The sequence below is a fragment of the Cryobacterium sp. TMT1-66-1 genome (assembly GCF_004403435.1).
Classification (GTDB): Bacteria; Actinomycetota; Actinomycetes; order Actinomycetales; family Microbacteriaceae; genus Cryobacterium; species Cryobacterium flavum.
Genome location: NZ_SOGP01000020.1, coordinates 21,943 through 37,082, shown reverse-complemented (window position 1 = coordinate 37,082; position 15,140 = coordinate 21,943). Strand labels below are relative to the sequence as shown.

General features: G+C 66.6%; 13 protein-coding genes. 5 read left to right on the top strand and 8 right to left on the bottom strand.

Going from position 1 to position 15,140, the window contains the following annotated elements; translation table 11 throughout:
• Positions 1–109 precede the first annotated feature (109 nt).
• From E3T29_RS14040 to E3T29_RS14020, 5 genes are all read right to left on the bottom strand, one after another.
• The gene (locus E3T29_RS14040; RefSeq protein ID WP_134346230.1) at positions 110–976 is read right to left on the bottom strand and encodes an ADP/ATP-dependent (S)-NAD(P)H-hydrate dehydratase; all 867 of its coding nucleotides are present in this window, start codon (positions 974–976) and stop codon (positions 110–112) included.
• Positions 977–1,192: 216 nt separating this feature from the next.
• A complete protein-coding gene (locus tag E3T29_RS14035; RefSeq protein WP_134346228.1) occupies positions 1,193–1,630 on the bottom strand; it encodes a VOC family protein in 438 nt (145 codons plus the stop codon).
• A gap of 142 nt (positions 1,631–1,772) precedes the next feature.
• On the bottom strand, positions 1,773–2,849 hold the full coding sequence (locus tag E3T29_RS14030; protein ID WP_134346226.1) for a hemolysin family protein: 1,077 nt from the start codon (positions 2,847–2,849) through the stop codon (positions 1,773–1,775).
• Positions 2,846–4,183, bottom strand: coding sequence for a hemolysin family protein (locus E3T29_RS14025; protein ID WP_134346265.1), 1,338 nt, complete (start codon positions 4,181–4,183; stop codon positions 2,846–2,848). The genes E3T29_RS14030 and E3T29_RS14025 overlap by 4 nt, the downstream gene beginning before the upstream one ends.
• A gap of 184 nt (positions 4,184–4,367) precedes the next feature.
• Complete coding sequence (locus E3T29_RS14020; protein WP_134346224.1) at positions 4,368–5,807, bottom strand: GuaB1 family IMP dehydrogenase-related protein; 1,440 nt, start codon at positions 5,805–5,807, stop codon at positions 4,368–4,370.
• A gap of 181 nt (positions 5,808–5,988) precedes the next feature.
• Here E3T29_RS14020 and E3T29_RS14015 point away from each other — a divergent pair, with 181 nt between their 5' ends.
• Together E3T29_RS14015 and E3T29_RS14010 are read left to right on the top strand one after the other, a co-directional pair.
• A complete protein-coding gene (locus E3T29_RS14015) occupies positions 5,989–9,750 on the top strand; it encodes a multifunctional oxoglutarate decarboxylase/oxoglutarate dehydrogenase thiamine pyrophosphate-binding subunit/dihydrolipoyllysine-residue succinyltransferase subunit (RefSeq protein WP_134346264.1) in 3,762 nt (1,253 codons plus the stop codon).
• A 180-nt stretch (positions 9,751–9,930) separates the two neighbouring features.
• On the top strand, positions 9,931–10,437 hold the full coding sequence (locus tag E3T29_RS14010; RefSeq protein ID WP_134346222.1) for a VOC family protein: 507 nt from the start codon (positions 9,931–9,933) through the stop codon (positions 10,435–10,437).
• 19 nt (positions 10,438–10,456) lie between these two features.
• Here the strand turns inward: E3T29_RS14010 and E3T29_RS14005 are convergent, their stop codons facing one another.
• Together E3T29_RS14005 and E3T29_RS14000 are read right to left on the bottom strand one after the other, a co-directional pair.
• Positions 10,457–10,699 (bottom strand): zf-HC2 domain-containing protein, encoded by a 243-nt coding sequence (locus E3T29_RS14005; RefSeq protein WP_092340559.1) that lies wholly within the window; start codon positions 10,697–10,699, stop codon positions 10,457–10,459.
• Entirely contained in the window at positions 10,696–11,376 is a 681-nt protein-coding gene (locus E3T29_RS14000; RefSeq protein WP_104089411.1) for a sigma-70 family RNA polymerase sigma factor, read from the bottom strand. The genes E3T29_RS14005 and E3T29_RS14000 overlap by 4 nt, the downstream gene beginning before the upstream one ends.
• Positions 11,377–11,481: 105 nt before the next feature.
• Here E3T29_RS14000 and aroA point away from each other — a divergent pair, with 105 nt between their 5' ends.
• Genes aroA through bcp form a run of 3 tightly spaced genes read left to right on the top strand, consistent with a single transcriptional unit; the run spans position 11,482 to position 14,491 of the window.
• Positions 11,482–12,843 (top strand): 3-phosphoshikimate 1-carboxyvinyltransferase, encoded by a 1,362-nt coding sequence (gene aroA, locus E3T29_RS13995; protein WP_134346220.1) that lies wholly within the window; start codon positions 11,482–11,484, stop codon positions 12,841–12,843.
• Entirely contained in the window at positions 12,844–13,986 is a 1,143-nt protein-coding gene (rsgA, locus tag E3T29_RS13990) for a ribosome small subunit-dependent GTPase A (RefSeq protein WP_134346218.1), read from the top strand.
• A gap of 25 nt (positions 13,987–14,011) precedes the next feature.
• Positions 14,012–14,491, top strand: a complete 480-nt coding sequence (gene bcp / locus E3T29_RS13985) for a thioredoxin-dependent thiol peroxidase (protein ID WP_134346216.1) — start codon at positions 14,012–14,014, stop codon at positions 14,489–14,491.
• A 41-nt stretch (positions 14,492–14,532) separates the two neighbouring features.
• Here bcp and E3T29_RS13980 read toward each other — a convergent pair whose 3' ends face one another.
• Positions 14,533–14,907, bottom strand: a complete 375-nt coding sequence (locus E3T29_RS13980; RefSeq protein ID WP_198412709.1) for a hypothetical protein — start codon at positions 14,905–14,907, stop codon at positions 14,533–14,535.
• Positions 14,908–15,140 lie beyond the last annotated feature (233 nt).

Here is a 15,140-nt window from a genome sequence, read left to right as displayed (position 1 = left end):
GGTTAGCGGTTCATGCCGAACAGCGGTTGGCCAGGGCTGCCACACCCCAGTGCCGCACCCGGGACTTTCTCGCCCGCATTCCGCTTTAGCGACTGAGGCTGCGGGTCGCCTAGCGCGCGCCGGGGTCGGCCCAGTGATCGAGCAGCGCGGCGACGGCACGCGGCACGGCATCGGCGATGTCGAGGGCTGCAATCGGGCCTCCGGCGGAGGCGAGCATGGCGGCTTCGGCGTGCAGGAGCGCGGCGGTGGCGGCGAGCGGGGCGAGGGAGGCGGCATCAGTTTCGAGCTGGTCGGAGTGGGTGGCCAGGAGCGCACCGAGAATGCCGCCGAGCACATCGCCGGAGCCGGCCGTAGCCAGCCAGGCCGGCCCGGTCGACACGGTCAGGCGGGCGCCCGACGGCGACGCTACGTGGGTGACGGCACCCTTGAGCAGCACCGTCACGTCGAACAGGCGCGCGGCGCGAATGGCCCACTCCCCCGGGTTGGCGGCGATCTGGGAGGCCGGACCGGGCTTGGCCTCGTGCGCGAGCATGGCGGCCAGCTCCCCGGCGTGCGGGGTGATCACGGTCGGACCGATCGCCCGGGAGACCAGATCGAGGGCGCCGGCGTCGAGAACGGTGGGCAGGCCCTCCGCAAGGGCTTCCGTCAGGGCTGTGGTGACGGCATCCGTTCTGGTGCTGGCGTTGATACCGGAGCCGAGCAGCCAGGCCTGCACCCGACCGGGCACGGTCACGATCTCGGGGCGGCGCTGCAGCACGAGGGTGGCGGCGCGGCGCGGCCCGAGGTAGCGCACCATGCCAAGGCCGGTGCGCACGGCCGCGTCGACGCCGAGCACCGCCGCGCCCGGGTAGTCCTTGGAGCCGGTGCGCACGCCGAGGACGCCGCGCGAATACTTGTCGTCGCCGGCCTGGGGCCGGTAGACCCAGTCGCGGGCCTGTTCGGCCTCCCATTCAAGCCAGCCGCGCGGTTTCACCATGCCTCCACGATAGGTCGTTTTCGGTCTGCTCGCGGGCCCACCGCCCGGTCGTCCCTCGGGCAAACGGATGCCGCGCCCCGGTGCGCCGCCCCGCCCCGAGCCGCCACCATTCGCGACCGCCCCCGAAATTGGTGCGCGTTACGGTAACCGGCGTAGCGGCCACCCATATCGGGCGCGGTCATCCGCTCGTCCGCCCTGGCACGGGCGAGGGGCGAGTCAGTCGCTGATCGTGGAGCTCTGCGAGCCCTCCCGCTCCCGTGCATCGCTGCGGCTGAAGGCGACGGTCTGCGACACGCAGATGATGTTGCCCTCGGTGTCCTTGAACCAGGCCGCGCGATCCGCGCTGGTCATGGCGATGCCGTTCTCGGTCTTCAATCCTGGAAAATCGTATTCCTCGAACGTGACGCCCCGGCCGCGCAGCGCGGCAACCTCGGCTTCGATGTCATCGGTGTCGAAACCGATCGCGGTGTTGGCCGCGGTGCCGGCGTTCTCGGTTTCGTACACCATGATGGCGGCGCCCTTCGGGGTGCGGTAGAGCAACCCTTCCACGCGTTCCTCATCGGGTTCCATGCCGAGCACGTCTCTGTAGAAGCGCCGGGCACGCGCCAGATCGCGCGCGGGAAGCACCGAGTAGGTTTCCAATTGGTTTAACATGAGCTTTCCCTTTCTGCACTTTCATAGGTGAATGTGCATTTTTCAGGGAACATTTTACGCCCGCGTCGACGTCTTGGCAAGGCGGGAGCAGCATCCGCATGCCGTTGACGCGAGCACGTCTAGGCGGTCAGAAGCTGCGGGGCTAGTCGCGACGCGTGGCGTCCTGCACTTCGCCGACCAGCTCCTCGATGATGTCCTCCAGAAAGAGCACCCCGGTGGTCTCGCCCTCGGCGGTGAAGGACCGCGCGAGGTGCGCGCCCGAACGCCGCATGGTGGCGAGGGCGTCTTCAAGGTCGGTGTCTTCGAAGATCGAGATCAGGGCACGGATGCGCTTGGCCGGGATCCTTCCCGCGTAACTGTCTGGCACGGCCAGCGTTGCGGCATCGGCCGAAGCCGCGGCAACATCGAGGTCGAGCACGTCCTTCAAGTGCACGTAGCCGGTGAGATAGCCCTCAGTATCGGCGAGCACGTAGCGGGAGAATCCGTGGCGCGTCACGGCCTTCTCGACGTCGGCCGGCGTGGCCGATTCCGGCAAGCTAACCAGCTTGCCGAGAGAGACCGCCACATCGCGCACCTTGAGGTTGGTGAACTCGAACGCGGCGCTGAGCGCTCCGGTTCCATCGCTCAGCACGCCCTCGCGGGTGGACTGGGTGACGATCGTGGCAACCTCGTCGAGGGTGTACGCGCTCGTCGCCTCGTTCTTCGGCTGCACTCCGAACAGACGCAACACACCGTTGGCACAGGCGTTGAGTGTCACGATCAGGGGCTTGAATACCCTGGCCACGAACACCAGCGGCGGCGCGAGCAGCAGCACGGCGCGGTCCGGCACCGAGAAAGACAGGTTCTTCGGCACCATCTCACCGAACACGACGTGCAGGTAGGAGACCAGCAGCAGCGCAACGACGAACGCGATGGTGCCGATTGCGCCTTCCGGCAGACCGGTCAGGCCCAGCGGTACCTCGAGCAGATGGTGGATCGCGGGTTCGGACACGTTCAAAATGAGCAGCGAGCACACGGTGATGCCCAGCTGCGAGGTTGCGAGCATCAGTGTCGCGTGTTCCATCGCCCACAGCGCGGTCTTCGCGCTGCGCTTGCCGGCTTCGGCGAGCGGTTCGATCTGCGAGCGGCGGGCCGAGATGACGGCGAATTCCGCCCCGACGAAGAAGGCATTGGCTGCGAGGAGTACGACCAACCAGGCAAGTCCGGCCCAGTCGCTCATTTGTCGCTCACCTTCTTTCGATCGGATTTGGTGTCAACGGCCAATGCGGGTTCCGGCACAGCCTCCGGCGTGAAGCGCAGCCGGTCGATGCGGCGCCCCTCCAGTCGCTCAACGGTGAGGAAGCCGCCGTTGACCGGAACCCGATCACCGATCACCGGCAGCCGGCCCAGCTCGCTCATGACGAAACCGGCGACGGTCTCGTACGGGCCCTGCTCCGGCACGACGACGTTCGTTCGTTCGAGCAGTTCGTCTGGCCGGAGCATGCCGGGAAAGGTCAGGGAATCGGGCGAGCGCACCACGCCGGCGCGAGCCCGGTCGTGCTCGTCGGCCACCTCGCCGACCAGTTCCTCGACCAGGTCTTCGAGGGTGACGACACCGGCTGTTCCGCCGTACTCGTCGACAACGATCGCCATCTGGTAGCTGCGGCCTCGGAGTTCGCTGAGCAGGTCGTCGAGCTTCATGGTCTCCGGCACGCGAACCGGGTCGGTCTGCAGGGCCGACACCGGGACATCCGCTCGCCGGGCGCGCGGCACGGCTACCGCCTGCTTGACGTGCACGATGCCCACGACGTCGTCGACGCTTTCGTCGACGACCGGAAACCGCGAGTAACCGGTGGAGCGGGCGAGGTCGATGACGGCCTGCGCCGAATCGGTGCGGTGGATGCTCGCCACCCGCGGCCGCGGCGACATAACGTCGGAGGCATCGTGTCCGGAGAACAGCAGCGTGCGGTGCAGCAGGGTCGCGGTGTCCTTTTCGAGCAGTCCGGCGCTGGCCGAGCGGCGCACCAGCGAGGAGAGTTCCTCGGCGGTGCGGGCGCCGGAGAGTTCTTCCTTGGGTTCAATGCCGATGGCGCGCAGCAGACCGTTGGCGCTGTTGTTCAGCACCAGCACGGCCGGTTTGAACACTGTCGTGAATACGGTCTGGAACGGGATCACCAGGCGCGCGGTCTGGATGGGCAGGGCGAGCGCGAAGTTCTTGGGAACCAACTCGCCGATGACCATCGACACCAGGGTCGCGGTGACAATGGCGATCGTGGTGCCGAACAGCGGAACCACATCGCCGGGAAGCCCGAGCGCGGTGAGCGGGGCGCGCAGCAGCGACGACAGGGCCGGCTCGATGGTGTACCCGGTGAGCAGGGTGGTGAGGGTGATCCCCAGTTGCGCGCTCGAGAGGTGCGTCGAGGTGATTTTCAGCGCGGAGATGGTCAGTGCGAGGCGGGTCTCCCCGCGACCCTGTCGCGCTTCGAGGTCGGCGCGGTCGAGATTCACCAGGGCGAACTCACTGGCGACGAAAAGGCCCGTTCCGACGGTGAGGATGAGGCCGAACCCGAGCATGATCAGCTCAGACACAGGCAACACCGCCAGCTCCTAGCGGCGAGGGTTTATGAGAAGACGGTTCAGCGGTGGGAGGGTCATCCATTATTCATCCGAGTATACCGGGCGCATCTGACACTCGTCCGGTGACCAGCGGATGCTGCCTCCGCGAAATACCGCCGGCCCTACCAGCGCTATCGCAGCCCTACCAGGAAACGGGAAGCGCCTTGCCCTCTTCGTAGCCGGCCGCCGACTGAATGCCCACGAGAGCCTTCTCGTGAAATTCGGCCACGGTGGTGGCCCCGGCGTAGGTGAACGAGGAGCGCACGCCCGAAGTAATCATGTCGAGCAGGTCCTCGATCGACGGCCGCAGCGGATCAAGGTAAATCTTCGAGCTCGAGATTCCCTCGGCGAACAGGGTCTTGCGGGCGAGGTCGTACGCGTCGAGGCGTTCGAACCGGGCCTGTACGGCCTTGGTCGAGGCCATTCCCCAGCTTTCCTTGTAGAGCGCGCCACGGGAATCCGTATTGAGTGTGCCTGGCGCTTCGGCGGTTCCGGCGAACCAGGAACCGATCATGACGGATGCCGCGCCGGCGGCGAGTGCCAGCGCCACGTCCCGCGGGTAGCGCACCCCACCGTCGGCCCAGACATGAGCGCCGAGTTCGCGGGCGGCGGTGGCCGTTTCGAGCACGGCCGAGAACTGGGGCCGACCGACGGCCGTCATCATGCGGGTGGTGCACATGGCGCCGGGGCCGACACCGACCTTGACGATGGTGGCGCCGGCGCCGACCAGGTCGCGCACGGCATCCTTGGTCACGACGTTGCCGGCTACGATCGGCAGTCCGAGGTTCAGGTCGGCGACGATGCCGAGCGCGCGCAGCATGCCGTCCTGGTGGCCGTGGGCGGTGTCGATCACCAGAATGTCGACGCCGGCCGCGGCGAGCGCGCGGGCTTTCGCCGCGACGTCACCGTTGATCCCGATCGCCGCAGCCACCTTGAGCCGTCCGTGGACGTCGAGGGTGCTCTGGTAGAGCGTGGAGCGCAGCGCGCTCTTGCGACTGAGGGTTCCGACCACGACGCCGTGGTGCAGTACCGGGGCGAAGTCGATGTCGGCCTCGGTCATCAGGTCGAACGCGCGACGCGGCCCGTCGACGTCATCGGCGTCGAGCGCGGTCAGTTCACCGTGCAGCAGATCGCCCAGGCGAGCGTCGGGCAGCGCGGTGGCCAGTCGGCTGGCGGCGATGCAGCCGAGGTAGTCACCGGTACCGGAGTGGATCACGATTCCCTGCCCGGGAACGGCCGGAACCTGCCGCAACGCCCGCTCGACGGTGTCGTCGGGCGCGAACACGAACGGCGTGTCGAAACGAACCGATTGGTCTTTTACCCAGCGGATGGCCGCATCCAGGTCCTGCAGGTGCATGTCCTGCGGCAGCACCCCGAGCCCGCCACGCCGCGCCAGAGAGGCCGCCAGACGCGGCCCGGTGACCGAGTTCATATTGGCCGAGACGACAGGTATCGTGGCGCCTGTGCCGTCATCCGGGGCCAGCGAGACATCTAAACGGCTGGTGACGGCCGATTGGCCGGGCACCAGGAACACGTCAGAGTAGGTCAAATCGTGGCTGGGCGTCGTTCCATAGAACTGCATACCAAGAACGCTAGCCGCTCAGTGGGGTGTTTATGGCCCGGCGGGATGGGATTAGGCTAGATGGGCAGACTGACCTGGCGGTCGACATCGTCAGCGACAGACTCACTGAAAACGCAGATTGACCCGGCGATTGACCCGCCGAGGGCATCCAAATTCAAAGCAGAGAGTGGGCGATCCCACGGTGTCAGGCCAGGTAACCGGTGGAGCTTCTGACGAGACAACGTCAGGCGAATTCGGAGCAAACGAGTGGCTCGTTGACGAATTGTACGAACGATATTTGATCGACAAGCAGTCGGTGGATGAATCGTGGTGGCCGGTGCTCGAGAGCTACCACCAAACCGCGAACGCTCCGGCGGCAGCGCCGGCAGCATCCGCTCCCCCGGCCACACCGGCACCGGTCGCACCCGTTGCAGCGGTGCCCGCTGCAACGCCGACCGCAGCCCCCGTACCCGTCACCGAGAACCAGCCGACGGCCCGCACCACCTCGAGTGCGCCCAAGCCGGCCCCGGTTCCCGCCGACGCTCCCGTGACCAGCCCGCAGGCCGTCGTCGTCGACGACTCGGAGCCGGTCAAGCAGGATAAGGTCGTTCCGCTGCGCGGCATGGCGAAGTCGCTCGCGACCAACATGGTCACCAGCCTCACCGTGCCGACCGCCACGAGCGTGCGTACCATTCCGGCCAAGCTGCTCATCGACAACCGCATCGTCATGAACAACCACATGAAGCGAGCTCGCGGCGGCAAGGTCTCCTTCACCCACCTGATCGGTTGGGCGCTGATTCGCGCGCTCAAGATGTTCCCCAGCCAGAACGTCTACTACAACGAGGTCGACGGCAAGCCCTCCGTCGTCGCCCCCGCCCACGTCGGCATGGGGCTGGCCATCGACATGCCCAAGCCCGACGGCACCCGCGCCCTGCTGGTTCCGGCCATCAAGCGCGCTGACACGATGACGTTCGGCGAGTACCTCGCGGCCTACGAAGACCTCGTCACGCGCGCACGCCAGAACAAGCTCACCGCCGACGACTTCGCCGGCGCGACCCTGTCGCTGACCAACCCGGGCGGCATCGGCACCGTGCACTCGGTGCCCCGCCTCATGAAGGGCCAGGGCTGCATCATCGGCGCCGGCGCCCTCGACTACCCGGCCGAGTTCCAGGGTTCGAGTGTGAAGACGCTCACCGGCCTGGCCATCTCCAAGACCATCACCCTGACCAGCACCTACGACCACCGCGTCATCCAGGGTGCCGGTTCGGGCGAGTTCCTCAAGATCGTGCACGAGCTGCTCATCGGCCAGCACAACTTCTACGAAGAGATCTTCTCGGCCCTGCGCATCCCGTACGACCCGATCCACTGGGCACCGGACATCAGCGTCGACCTCGCCAGCGCCGTCGACAAGACCGCACGCGTGCAGGAACTGATCAACTCGTTCCGCGTGCGCGGCCACCTGATGGCCGACATCGACCCGCTCGAGTACTCGCAGCGCAGTCACCCCGACCTCGACATCGCCACCCACGGCCTCACTTTCTGGGACCTCGACCGGTCCTTCGTGACCGGCGGTTTCGGATCCCAGCGCCAGATGCTGCTGCGCGACATCCTCGGTGTGCTGCGCGACTCCTACTGTCGCACCACGGGCATCGAGTACATGCACATTCAGGACCCGGCCCAGCGCAAGTGGGTGCAGGAGAAGATCGAGAAGTCCTACGTCAAGCCCACACACCACGAGCAGATGCGCATTCTCGCCAAGCTCAACGAGGCCGAAGCCTTCGAGACGTTCCTGCAGACCAAGTACGTCGGTCAGAAGCGGTTCAGCCTCGAGGGCGGCGAGTGCACCATTCCGCTGCTCGATACCATTTTGCAGGGTGCCGCAGAGCAGGGCCTCGACGAGGTCGCGATAGGCATGGCCCACCGTGGCCGCCTGAACGTGCTCACCAACATCGCCGGCAAGACCTACGGCGAGATCTTCCGCGAGTTCGAGGGCACGCAGGATCCGCGCACCGTGCACGGTTCCGGTGACGTGAAGTACCACCTCGGCACCATGGGAACCTTCCGCGGTGAAGACGGCGCCGAGATTCCGGTGTCGCTCGCCGCGAACCCCTCGCACCTCGAGGCTGGCGACGGCGTGCTCGAGGGCATCGTGCGGGCCAAGCAGGACCGCAAGCCGATCGGTACCTTCTCCACCCTGCCCATCCTCATTCACGGCGACGCCGCGATGGCGGGCCAGGGCGTTGTGCTCGAAACCCTGCAGATGAGCCAGCTGCGCGGCTACCGCACCGGCGGCACCGTGCACATCGTGGTCAACAACCAGCTCGGTTTCACGACCCTGCCGCAGGATGCCCGCACCAGCGTCTACGCGACCGACGTCGCCAAGACCATCCAGGCGCCGATCTTTCACGTCAACGGGGATGACCCGGAGGCCGTGGTTCGGGCCGGCGAGCTCGCGTTCGCCTACCGCCAGGAGTTCAAGAAGGATGTCGTCGTCGACCTCATCTGCTACCGCCGTCGTGGCCACAACGAGGGCGACGATCCCTCGATGACCCAGCCGCTGATGTACAACCTGGTCGAAGCCAAGCGCAGCGTGCGCAAGCTCTACACCGAAGCGCTGGTCGGCCGCGGTGACATTACAGAGGAAGAATACGAAGCCGCCCACCGCGACTTCCAGGACCGCCTCGAGCGCGCCTTCATGGAGACGCACGCCGCGCAGACCGCTTCGATTCCGATCATCACCCCGGAAATGGCCGCCACAGCCAAGGCCGACGCCGACGCACAGGCCCGCGAGGACGCTGCCGGCGAGCCGGAGACGACCGGTGTTCCCGAAAGCGTCATCCAGCTCATCGGCGACGCGTTCAACAACAAGCCGGCCGGTTTCACCGTGCACAACAAGCTGCAGCAGCTTCTGCAGAAGCGCCTCGACATGAGCCGCAACGGCAACATCGATTGGAGCTTCGGCGAACTGCTCGCTCTCGGCTCACTGCTGGTCGAGGGCACCCCGGTGCGCTTCGCCGGACAGGATGCCCGACGCGGCACGTTCGTGCAGCGTCACGCCGTTCTGCACGACCGGGTGAACGGCCAGGAATGGCTGCCGCTGGCCAACCTCAAGGACAACCAGGCCCGGTTCTGGATCTACGACTCGCTGCTGAGCGAATACGCCGCCATGGGCTTCGAGTACGGCTACTCGGTGGAACGCGCCGACGCCCTCGTGCTCTGGGAGGCGCAGTTCGGTGACTTCGCCAACGGCGCGCAGACCATCATCGACCAGTTCGTCTCCTCCGCCGAGCAGAAGTGGGGCCAGCGGTCATCCGTTGTGCTGCTGCTTCCGCACGGTTACGAGGGTCAGGGCCCCGACCACTCGTCGGCCCGGATCGAGCGGTTCCTGCAGCTGTGTGCCGAAGAGAACATGACCGTGGCGCGCCCGTCGACGCCCGCATCGTACTTCCACCTGCTGCGCCGCCAGGCGTACATGCGCCCGCGCCGCCCGCTGATCGTGTTCACGCCCAAGTCGATGCTGCGCCTGCGCGGAGCGACCAGCGCCGTGGCCGAGCTCACCAGCGGCAAGTTCGAGACGGTCATCGACGATGCCCGCATCCAGGACAAGAACGCCGTGAAGCGCGTCTTGTTCATGGCCGGCAAGATCTACTACGACCTGCTGAACGAACTCGAGAAGAACCCGAACCCCGAGATCGCCCTCGTGCGCGTCGAGCAGTACTACCCGCTGCCCGCCGTTGAGTTGAAGAGCGTGGCCGCCCAGTACCCGAACGCCGAACTCGCCTGGGTGCAGGACGAGCCGGAGAACCAGGGAGCCTGGCCGTTCTTCTACCTGGAGACCAACAAGCTCGGTCCGCGCGCCATGCGGCTGTTCTCCCGCCCCGCGTCGGCCTCGCCGGCTGCCGGGTCGGCCAAGCGTCACGCGATCGAGCAGGCCAAGCTGCAGCGCGACGCCCTGACGCTGTAACGGTCACAGCAACTTAGGTAGCAATGGAGGGTGACGTTGTCACCCTCCATTGCTGTCTCCGCGGCTGTCTGCGGTCGCAGATGGCAGCATCCGCTTGCCGCGTTCGAGCGGATGCGGGTCGGCTGGCGTTGCGATTGTCCGCCGACGGTTCTAGGCTCGCAGGCAACCCGAGGAGAGATCGTGCCCCTTCGCACCGAAAACCGGCTCGGGGAGCCGTGCTGGATCGACCTTGTGACGCGCGACCCGGCCGGCGCGGCCGTCGGAGTCTGGGAGGCCGCCGGCCACCGGGGCTTCGGTGCCGACAATGAGATTGGAACGCCGGTCTGGCACGATCTGATCACCCGCGATTTCACGGCCGCGATCGCCTTCTACGAGGAGGTTTTCGGCTGGACGCCGATTCCGCTCAGCGACACAACCGACTTTCGGTACAGCACCTTCGGCCACGACGAATCGATGACCGGCGGGGTGTACGACGCCGACGCCATGCTGCCCCCGGGAGTACCGTCGAACTGGCAGGTCTATCTCGGCGTCGCCGATGTGCGCTCATCCGCGGCACGGGCGACGGAGCTCGGTGGCGCCGTGCTGCGGGAGCCGTGGGATTCCGACTTCGGAACCTTCGCCCAGATAGCGGATGCGACCGGTGCCGTCTTCCTGCTCGGGCAGGTGGAACCGTCGCCGCGTGCCTGAGACGCGCGCCTCAGGTGCTCTAGTGCGAGGCCTGCAGCGCGCGGAGCTTCAGCAGAACCTGGTCGCGCAGGTCTTCCGGCGCGGTCTCCTTGCAGGCGCGCTGCATGACCTCGGTCAGTGTGCGCCCAACTAGGTGCTCGCTGCTGCAGTCGGTGCAACTCGCGAGGTGCTCCCGAATATCGGCCGCATCATTCTTGCGAAGTTCGTTGTGCAGGTATTCCTCGAGTTCGGCCTTGGCCTTCTCGCAACCACAATCGGTCATTTGTCTGCGCTCCTGGATGTCTTCTGGCCCTGGCCCATGCCCAGCCCGCGCTCAACCGCATAGCCGGCCAAGAGCTCGCGCAGGAGTCGCCGGCCACGGTGCAGGCGGCTCATCACGGTGCCAATGGGGGTTTTCATGATTTCGGCGATCTCCTGGTAGGAGAACCCTTCGACGTCGGCGAAGTACACGGCGAGTCGGAAGTCTTCGGGAATGGACTGCAGGGCGTCTTTGACAGCGCTGTCCGGCAGGTGGTCGATGGCCTCGGCCTCGGCCGAACGCCCCGACATGGCGGTGGTCGATTCGGCGCCGCCGAGCTGCCAGTCTTCAAGCTCGTCAATGGTGCCCTGGTAGGGCTCGCGCTGCTTCTTGCGGTATTGGTTGATGAAGGTGTTGGTGAGAATGCGGTACAACCACGCCTTGAGGTTGGTGCCCTGCTCGTACTGCGCGAACGCGGCGAACGCCTTCACGAAGGTTTCCTGCACGAGGTCCTGCGCATCGGAGGGGTTACGGGTCATGCGCATGGCCGCCGCGTACAACTGGTCGAGAAAAGGCAACGCCTGCTCTTCGAACAGTCCGCGGGTCTGCTCGCGCAGTTCGGCCTTGGTCGGGGCAAGGGTTGTGAGTTCTGGGTCGCTGCTGGAAAGGTCTTCCGCGGAAACGGGCGTGTCTGAAGTCATCACGCGCAATTCTAAGCTGTTACCCACAGCCAGGGGTCGTTCCAACAACATTGACACCGTTACGGATCTCCCTCAGATTGTTATCACCGACTACTCTGATAACCGATGTTGATCTCGAGATATTCCAAGCCGGAGTTCGATCCGTACGGCGATAATTCGCCGACCGAAGAGGATGCCTGGTGGCCCGCGCCGACCACGGACGCGCCGCTGCAGGCGGTGCTGGCCCTGCCGGGCTCGAAGTCGCTGACCAACCGGGAGCTGGTCGCATCCGCTCTGGCCAGCGAACCGTCCCTGCTGCGTTCGCCACTGCACTCACGGGACAGCGACCTCATGGTCGACGCGCTGCGTCAGCTCGGCGCCACCATTGAGGCTGTTCCCGGCACCGGCGCCTTCGGCACGGACCTGCGTGTGACCCCGCCGTCCGAGCTGCTCGGCTCGACCACGATCGACTGCGGGCTGGCCGGCACGGTGATGCGTTTCCTGCCGCCGCTGGCCGCCCTCGCCCTCGGCCCGACCACGTTCGACGGGGATGCCGGTGCACGCCGCCGCCCGATGGGCCCCATCATCGGCGCGTTGCGCGACCTCGGCGGCGATATCAACGACGATGGCAAGCGCGCCCTGCCGTTCACCGTGCACGGCCGTGGAGCGGTCACCGGCGGCGCGGTGACCATCGATGCTGGCAGCTCCAGCCAGTTCGTCTCCGGGCTGCTGCTGGCCGGCGCCCGGTTCGACCAGGGGCTGCACCTGACTCACTCGGGCGAACGACTGCCCAGCCTGCCGCACATCGAGATGACCATCGAGGTGCTGCGCGCCCGCGGAGTCGACGTGGCCACTCCTGCCGTCGGCGAGTGGATCATCCCGCCCGGGCCGATCGCGGGCCGCACGGTCGACATCGAACCCGATCTCTCCAACGCCGCGCCGTTCCTCTGCGCCGCGCTCGTGGCCGGCGGCAGCGTCACGATCACCGGCTGGCCGGCCGAGACCACCCAGGTCGGCGCCGACCTCGAACAGCTGCTTCCCCTATTCGGTGCGAGCGTCACCCGCACCGGCGACCGCCTCACCGTCACCGGCGGCGAGCGTATTGTCGGCGTCGAGCTCGATCTGTCCACCGGCGGTGAACTCGCCTGCACCCTCGTAGCCCTGGCAGCCCTCGCCGAGTCGCCCAGCACGATCACCGGCATCGGGCACATTCGCAACCACGAGACTGACCGCCTCACTGCGCTGGCCACGGAGATCAACCGGCTCGGCGGGAAGGTCACCGAGCTGCCCGACGGCCTCACGATTGAGCCCGCTCCCCTGCACGGCGGCCAGTGGCTCAGCTACGACGACCACCGCATGGCCACCGCCGGAGCGCTGATCGGCCTGCGCATTGAGGGCGTCGACGTCGAGAACATCGGCACGACCGCCAAGACCCTCCCCCAGTTTCCCGAGCTGTGGCACGCGATGCTCACCGAAGCGGCGCTGTAGATGGCAGTGGAGCCGCCCGCCGGCGACCCCACCTGGGATGACGATCGTGACCGGCCTGACGACCTGGCCGATTCCGGCGAGCTCGCCGGCGACCCCGGCGACACCTGGTGGGCTTCCGCCGACGACGACGAGCCCGAATTCGACGAGTCGAGCGTGCGCGTGCGTCCCGGCCGCAAGGGCTCTAAACCCCGCTCCAAGACCCGCCCGAGCCACGAGAACGCCTTGACCGGTCGCATCCTCTCTGTCGATCGCGGACGCTACACGGTCATGCTCGACGAGAACCTGCCCACCGAGCGGCGCATCACGACCGCCAGGGCCAGCGAGCTGCGCAAGAAGGCCGTCGTCAACGGCGACCGGGTCGATATCGTCGGCGACACCACCGGTGCCGAGGGCAGCCTGGCCCGCATCGTGCGCATCGTGCCGCGGGACACCCTGCTGCGGCGCAGCGCCGACGACACCGACGCCGTCGAGCGTGTGATCGTGGCCAACGCCGACCAGATGCTGATCGTGGTCGCTGCGGCCAACCCGGAGCCGCGCATCCGCTTGGTGGATCGCTATCTGGTCGCGGCCTACGACGCCGGCGTGAAGCCCATCCTGTGTATCACCAAGACCGACCTCGCCGACCCGTCAGCCTTTCTGGCCAACTTCGCCGGACTCGACCTGCCGGTGTTCCAAAGCGGCGAGGGCGGCATGCCGATCGAGGAGATCTCGGCGGCGCTGGTCGGTCACGACACCGTCTTCGTCGGACACTCCGGCGTGGGCAAGTCCACCCTGGTGAACGCGCTCGTTCCCGGCACCAACCGGGCCATCGGCGTCGTCAACACCGTCACCGGTCGCGGCCGCCACACGTCGTCCTCGACCGTGTCGCTGCGCCTACAAACGGATGCCGGCCGCGGGTGGGTTATCGACACCCCCGGCGTGCGGTCCTTTGGCCTGGGCCATATCAACACCGACAACATTTTGAAGGCGTTCACCGACCTTGCCACCATCGCCGAGCGTTGCCCGCGCGGCTGCACGCACCTGCCCGGGTCGCCGGATTGCGCCATCATCGAAGCCGTTGAAGCTGGCGAGCTCGGCGACACCGGCCGGGTGCGCCTGGATTCCCTGCAACGCCTGCTCGCCACCTTCGCCCCCGCCCGCTGAGATACGACATCGATACGATGGAGACATGACGGATTCAGCACGCCTTGCAGTCGGCGACACAGCCCCCCAGTTCACCCTGACCGACCAGGACGGGGCATCCGTTTCGCTGGCGGACTTCGCCGGCAGCAAGGTCGTCGTGTATTTTTATCCGGCCGCCATGACCCCCGGCTGCACCACCCAGGCCTGCGACTTTCGCGATAACCTCGGGTCGCTCAAATCAGCCGGCTACCAGGTGCTCGGCCTGTCGAAGGATGCTCCGGCCAAGCTCAAGAAGTTTCAGGAGCACGACGCGGTGAATTTTCCGCTGCTAAGTGACACCGACCTTGAGGTTCACCGCGCCTACGGTGCCTGGGGAGAGAAGAACCTCTACGGCAAGCTCGTGACCGGCGTGCTGCGGTCTACCTTCGTGCTCGATGAGGCCGGAATCATCACCCACGCCCTGTACAACGTCAAGGCCACCGGGCACGTCGCGAGCTTGCGCAAGAAGCTCGGCATCGACGCCTGATCTGGTCGTCACGGCCCGAGGCTGCTGCAGCTTGAGCGGCGTCAGTCGGCTTCGGGCTCGGGTTCGTGACTGGTGGCGGCGACCACACGCGGGTTGAAAACCAGCACGAGCACGACGATCGAGGGGGCCAGCAGCGCCCAGCCGACGTCGGGTCGGGCGTAGATGCCCTGAAAACAGCCGATAGCGATCATGACCTGCACGAGCTGCCAGGTCACGGCAGCGCCGCGAATCCACGGACGGCGGCGGAGCGCCCCGACGGTGATCGCGCTGACCCATACGGCAGCGACCACGGTGAGGGCTAACAGGGCCAGCGAGGCTCCGACGGAGTTCGGGGTGGCGATGAGCAGTTCGAGCACCCACCAAGCGCTGAAGGCCCACAGGGCGAGTGCTTCCACGGCGAGGAGCGCGATCAGCACCCCCAACATTGGGGCGCGTCGAAGTGCCCGGAGGTCAATCCAGGCTGGGCGCCCTGCACCAGAGCCGCTGTTCACAGCGAAAAGCCATACAAAACTATTGATTTGATACCTCTATTATGGGACGATAATTGAGGCCCGGTTGACGCTCACAGGGACGTGAGCTGTTTCAACGCGGTTATCGCGCAGATCCCACTTTCCTGCAACCGGCCATCACCCCTGCAACTCTGGCCAAT

Coding starts and splice junctions, on each gene's coding strand:
- E3T29_RS14040 (WP_134346230.1), bottom strand. CDS start 976: ATGGTGAAACCGCGCGGCTGGCTTGAATGGGAGGCCGAACAGGCCCGC.
- E3T29_RS14035 (WP_134346228.1), bottom strand. CDS start 1,630: ATGTTAAACCAATTGGAAACCTACTCGGTGCTTCCCGCGCGCGATCTG.
- E3T29_RS14030 (WP_134346226.1), bottom strand. CDS start 2,849: ATGAGCGACTGGGCCGGACTTGCCTGGTTGGTCGTACTCCTCGCAGCC.
- E3T29_RS14025 (WP_134346265.1), bottom strand. CDS start 4,183: ATGCTCGGGTTCGGCCTCATCCTCACCGTCGGAACGGGCCTTTTCGTC.
- E3T29_RS14020 (WP_134346224.1), bottom strand. CDS start 5,807: ATGCAGTTCTATGGAACGACGCCCAGCCACGATTTGACCTACTCTGAC.
- E3T29_RS14005 (WP_092340559.1), bottom strand. CDS start 10,699: ATGACCGATTGTGGTTGCGAGAAGGCCAAGGCCGAACTCGAGGAATAC.
- E3T29_RS14000 (WP_104089411.1), bottom strand. CDS start 11,376: ATGACTTCAGACACGCCCGTTTCCGCGGAAGACCTTTCCAGCAGCGAC.
- aroA (WP_134346220.1), top strand. CDS start 11,482: ATGTTGATCTCGAGATATTCCAAGCCGGAGTTCGATCCGTACGGCGAT.
- rsgA (WP_134346218.1), top strand. CDS start 12,844: ATGGCAGTGGAGCCGCCCGCCGGCGACCCCACCTGGGATGACGATCGT.
- bcp (WP_134346216.1), top strand. CDS start 14,012: ATGACGGATTCAGCACGCCTTGCAGTCGGCGACACAGCCCCCCAGTTC.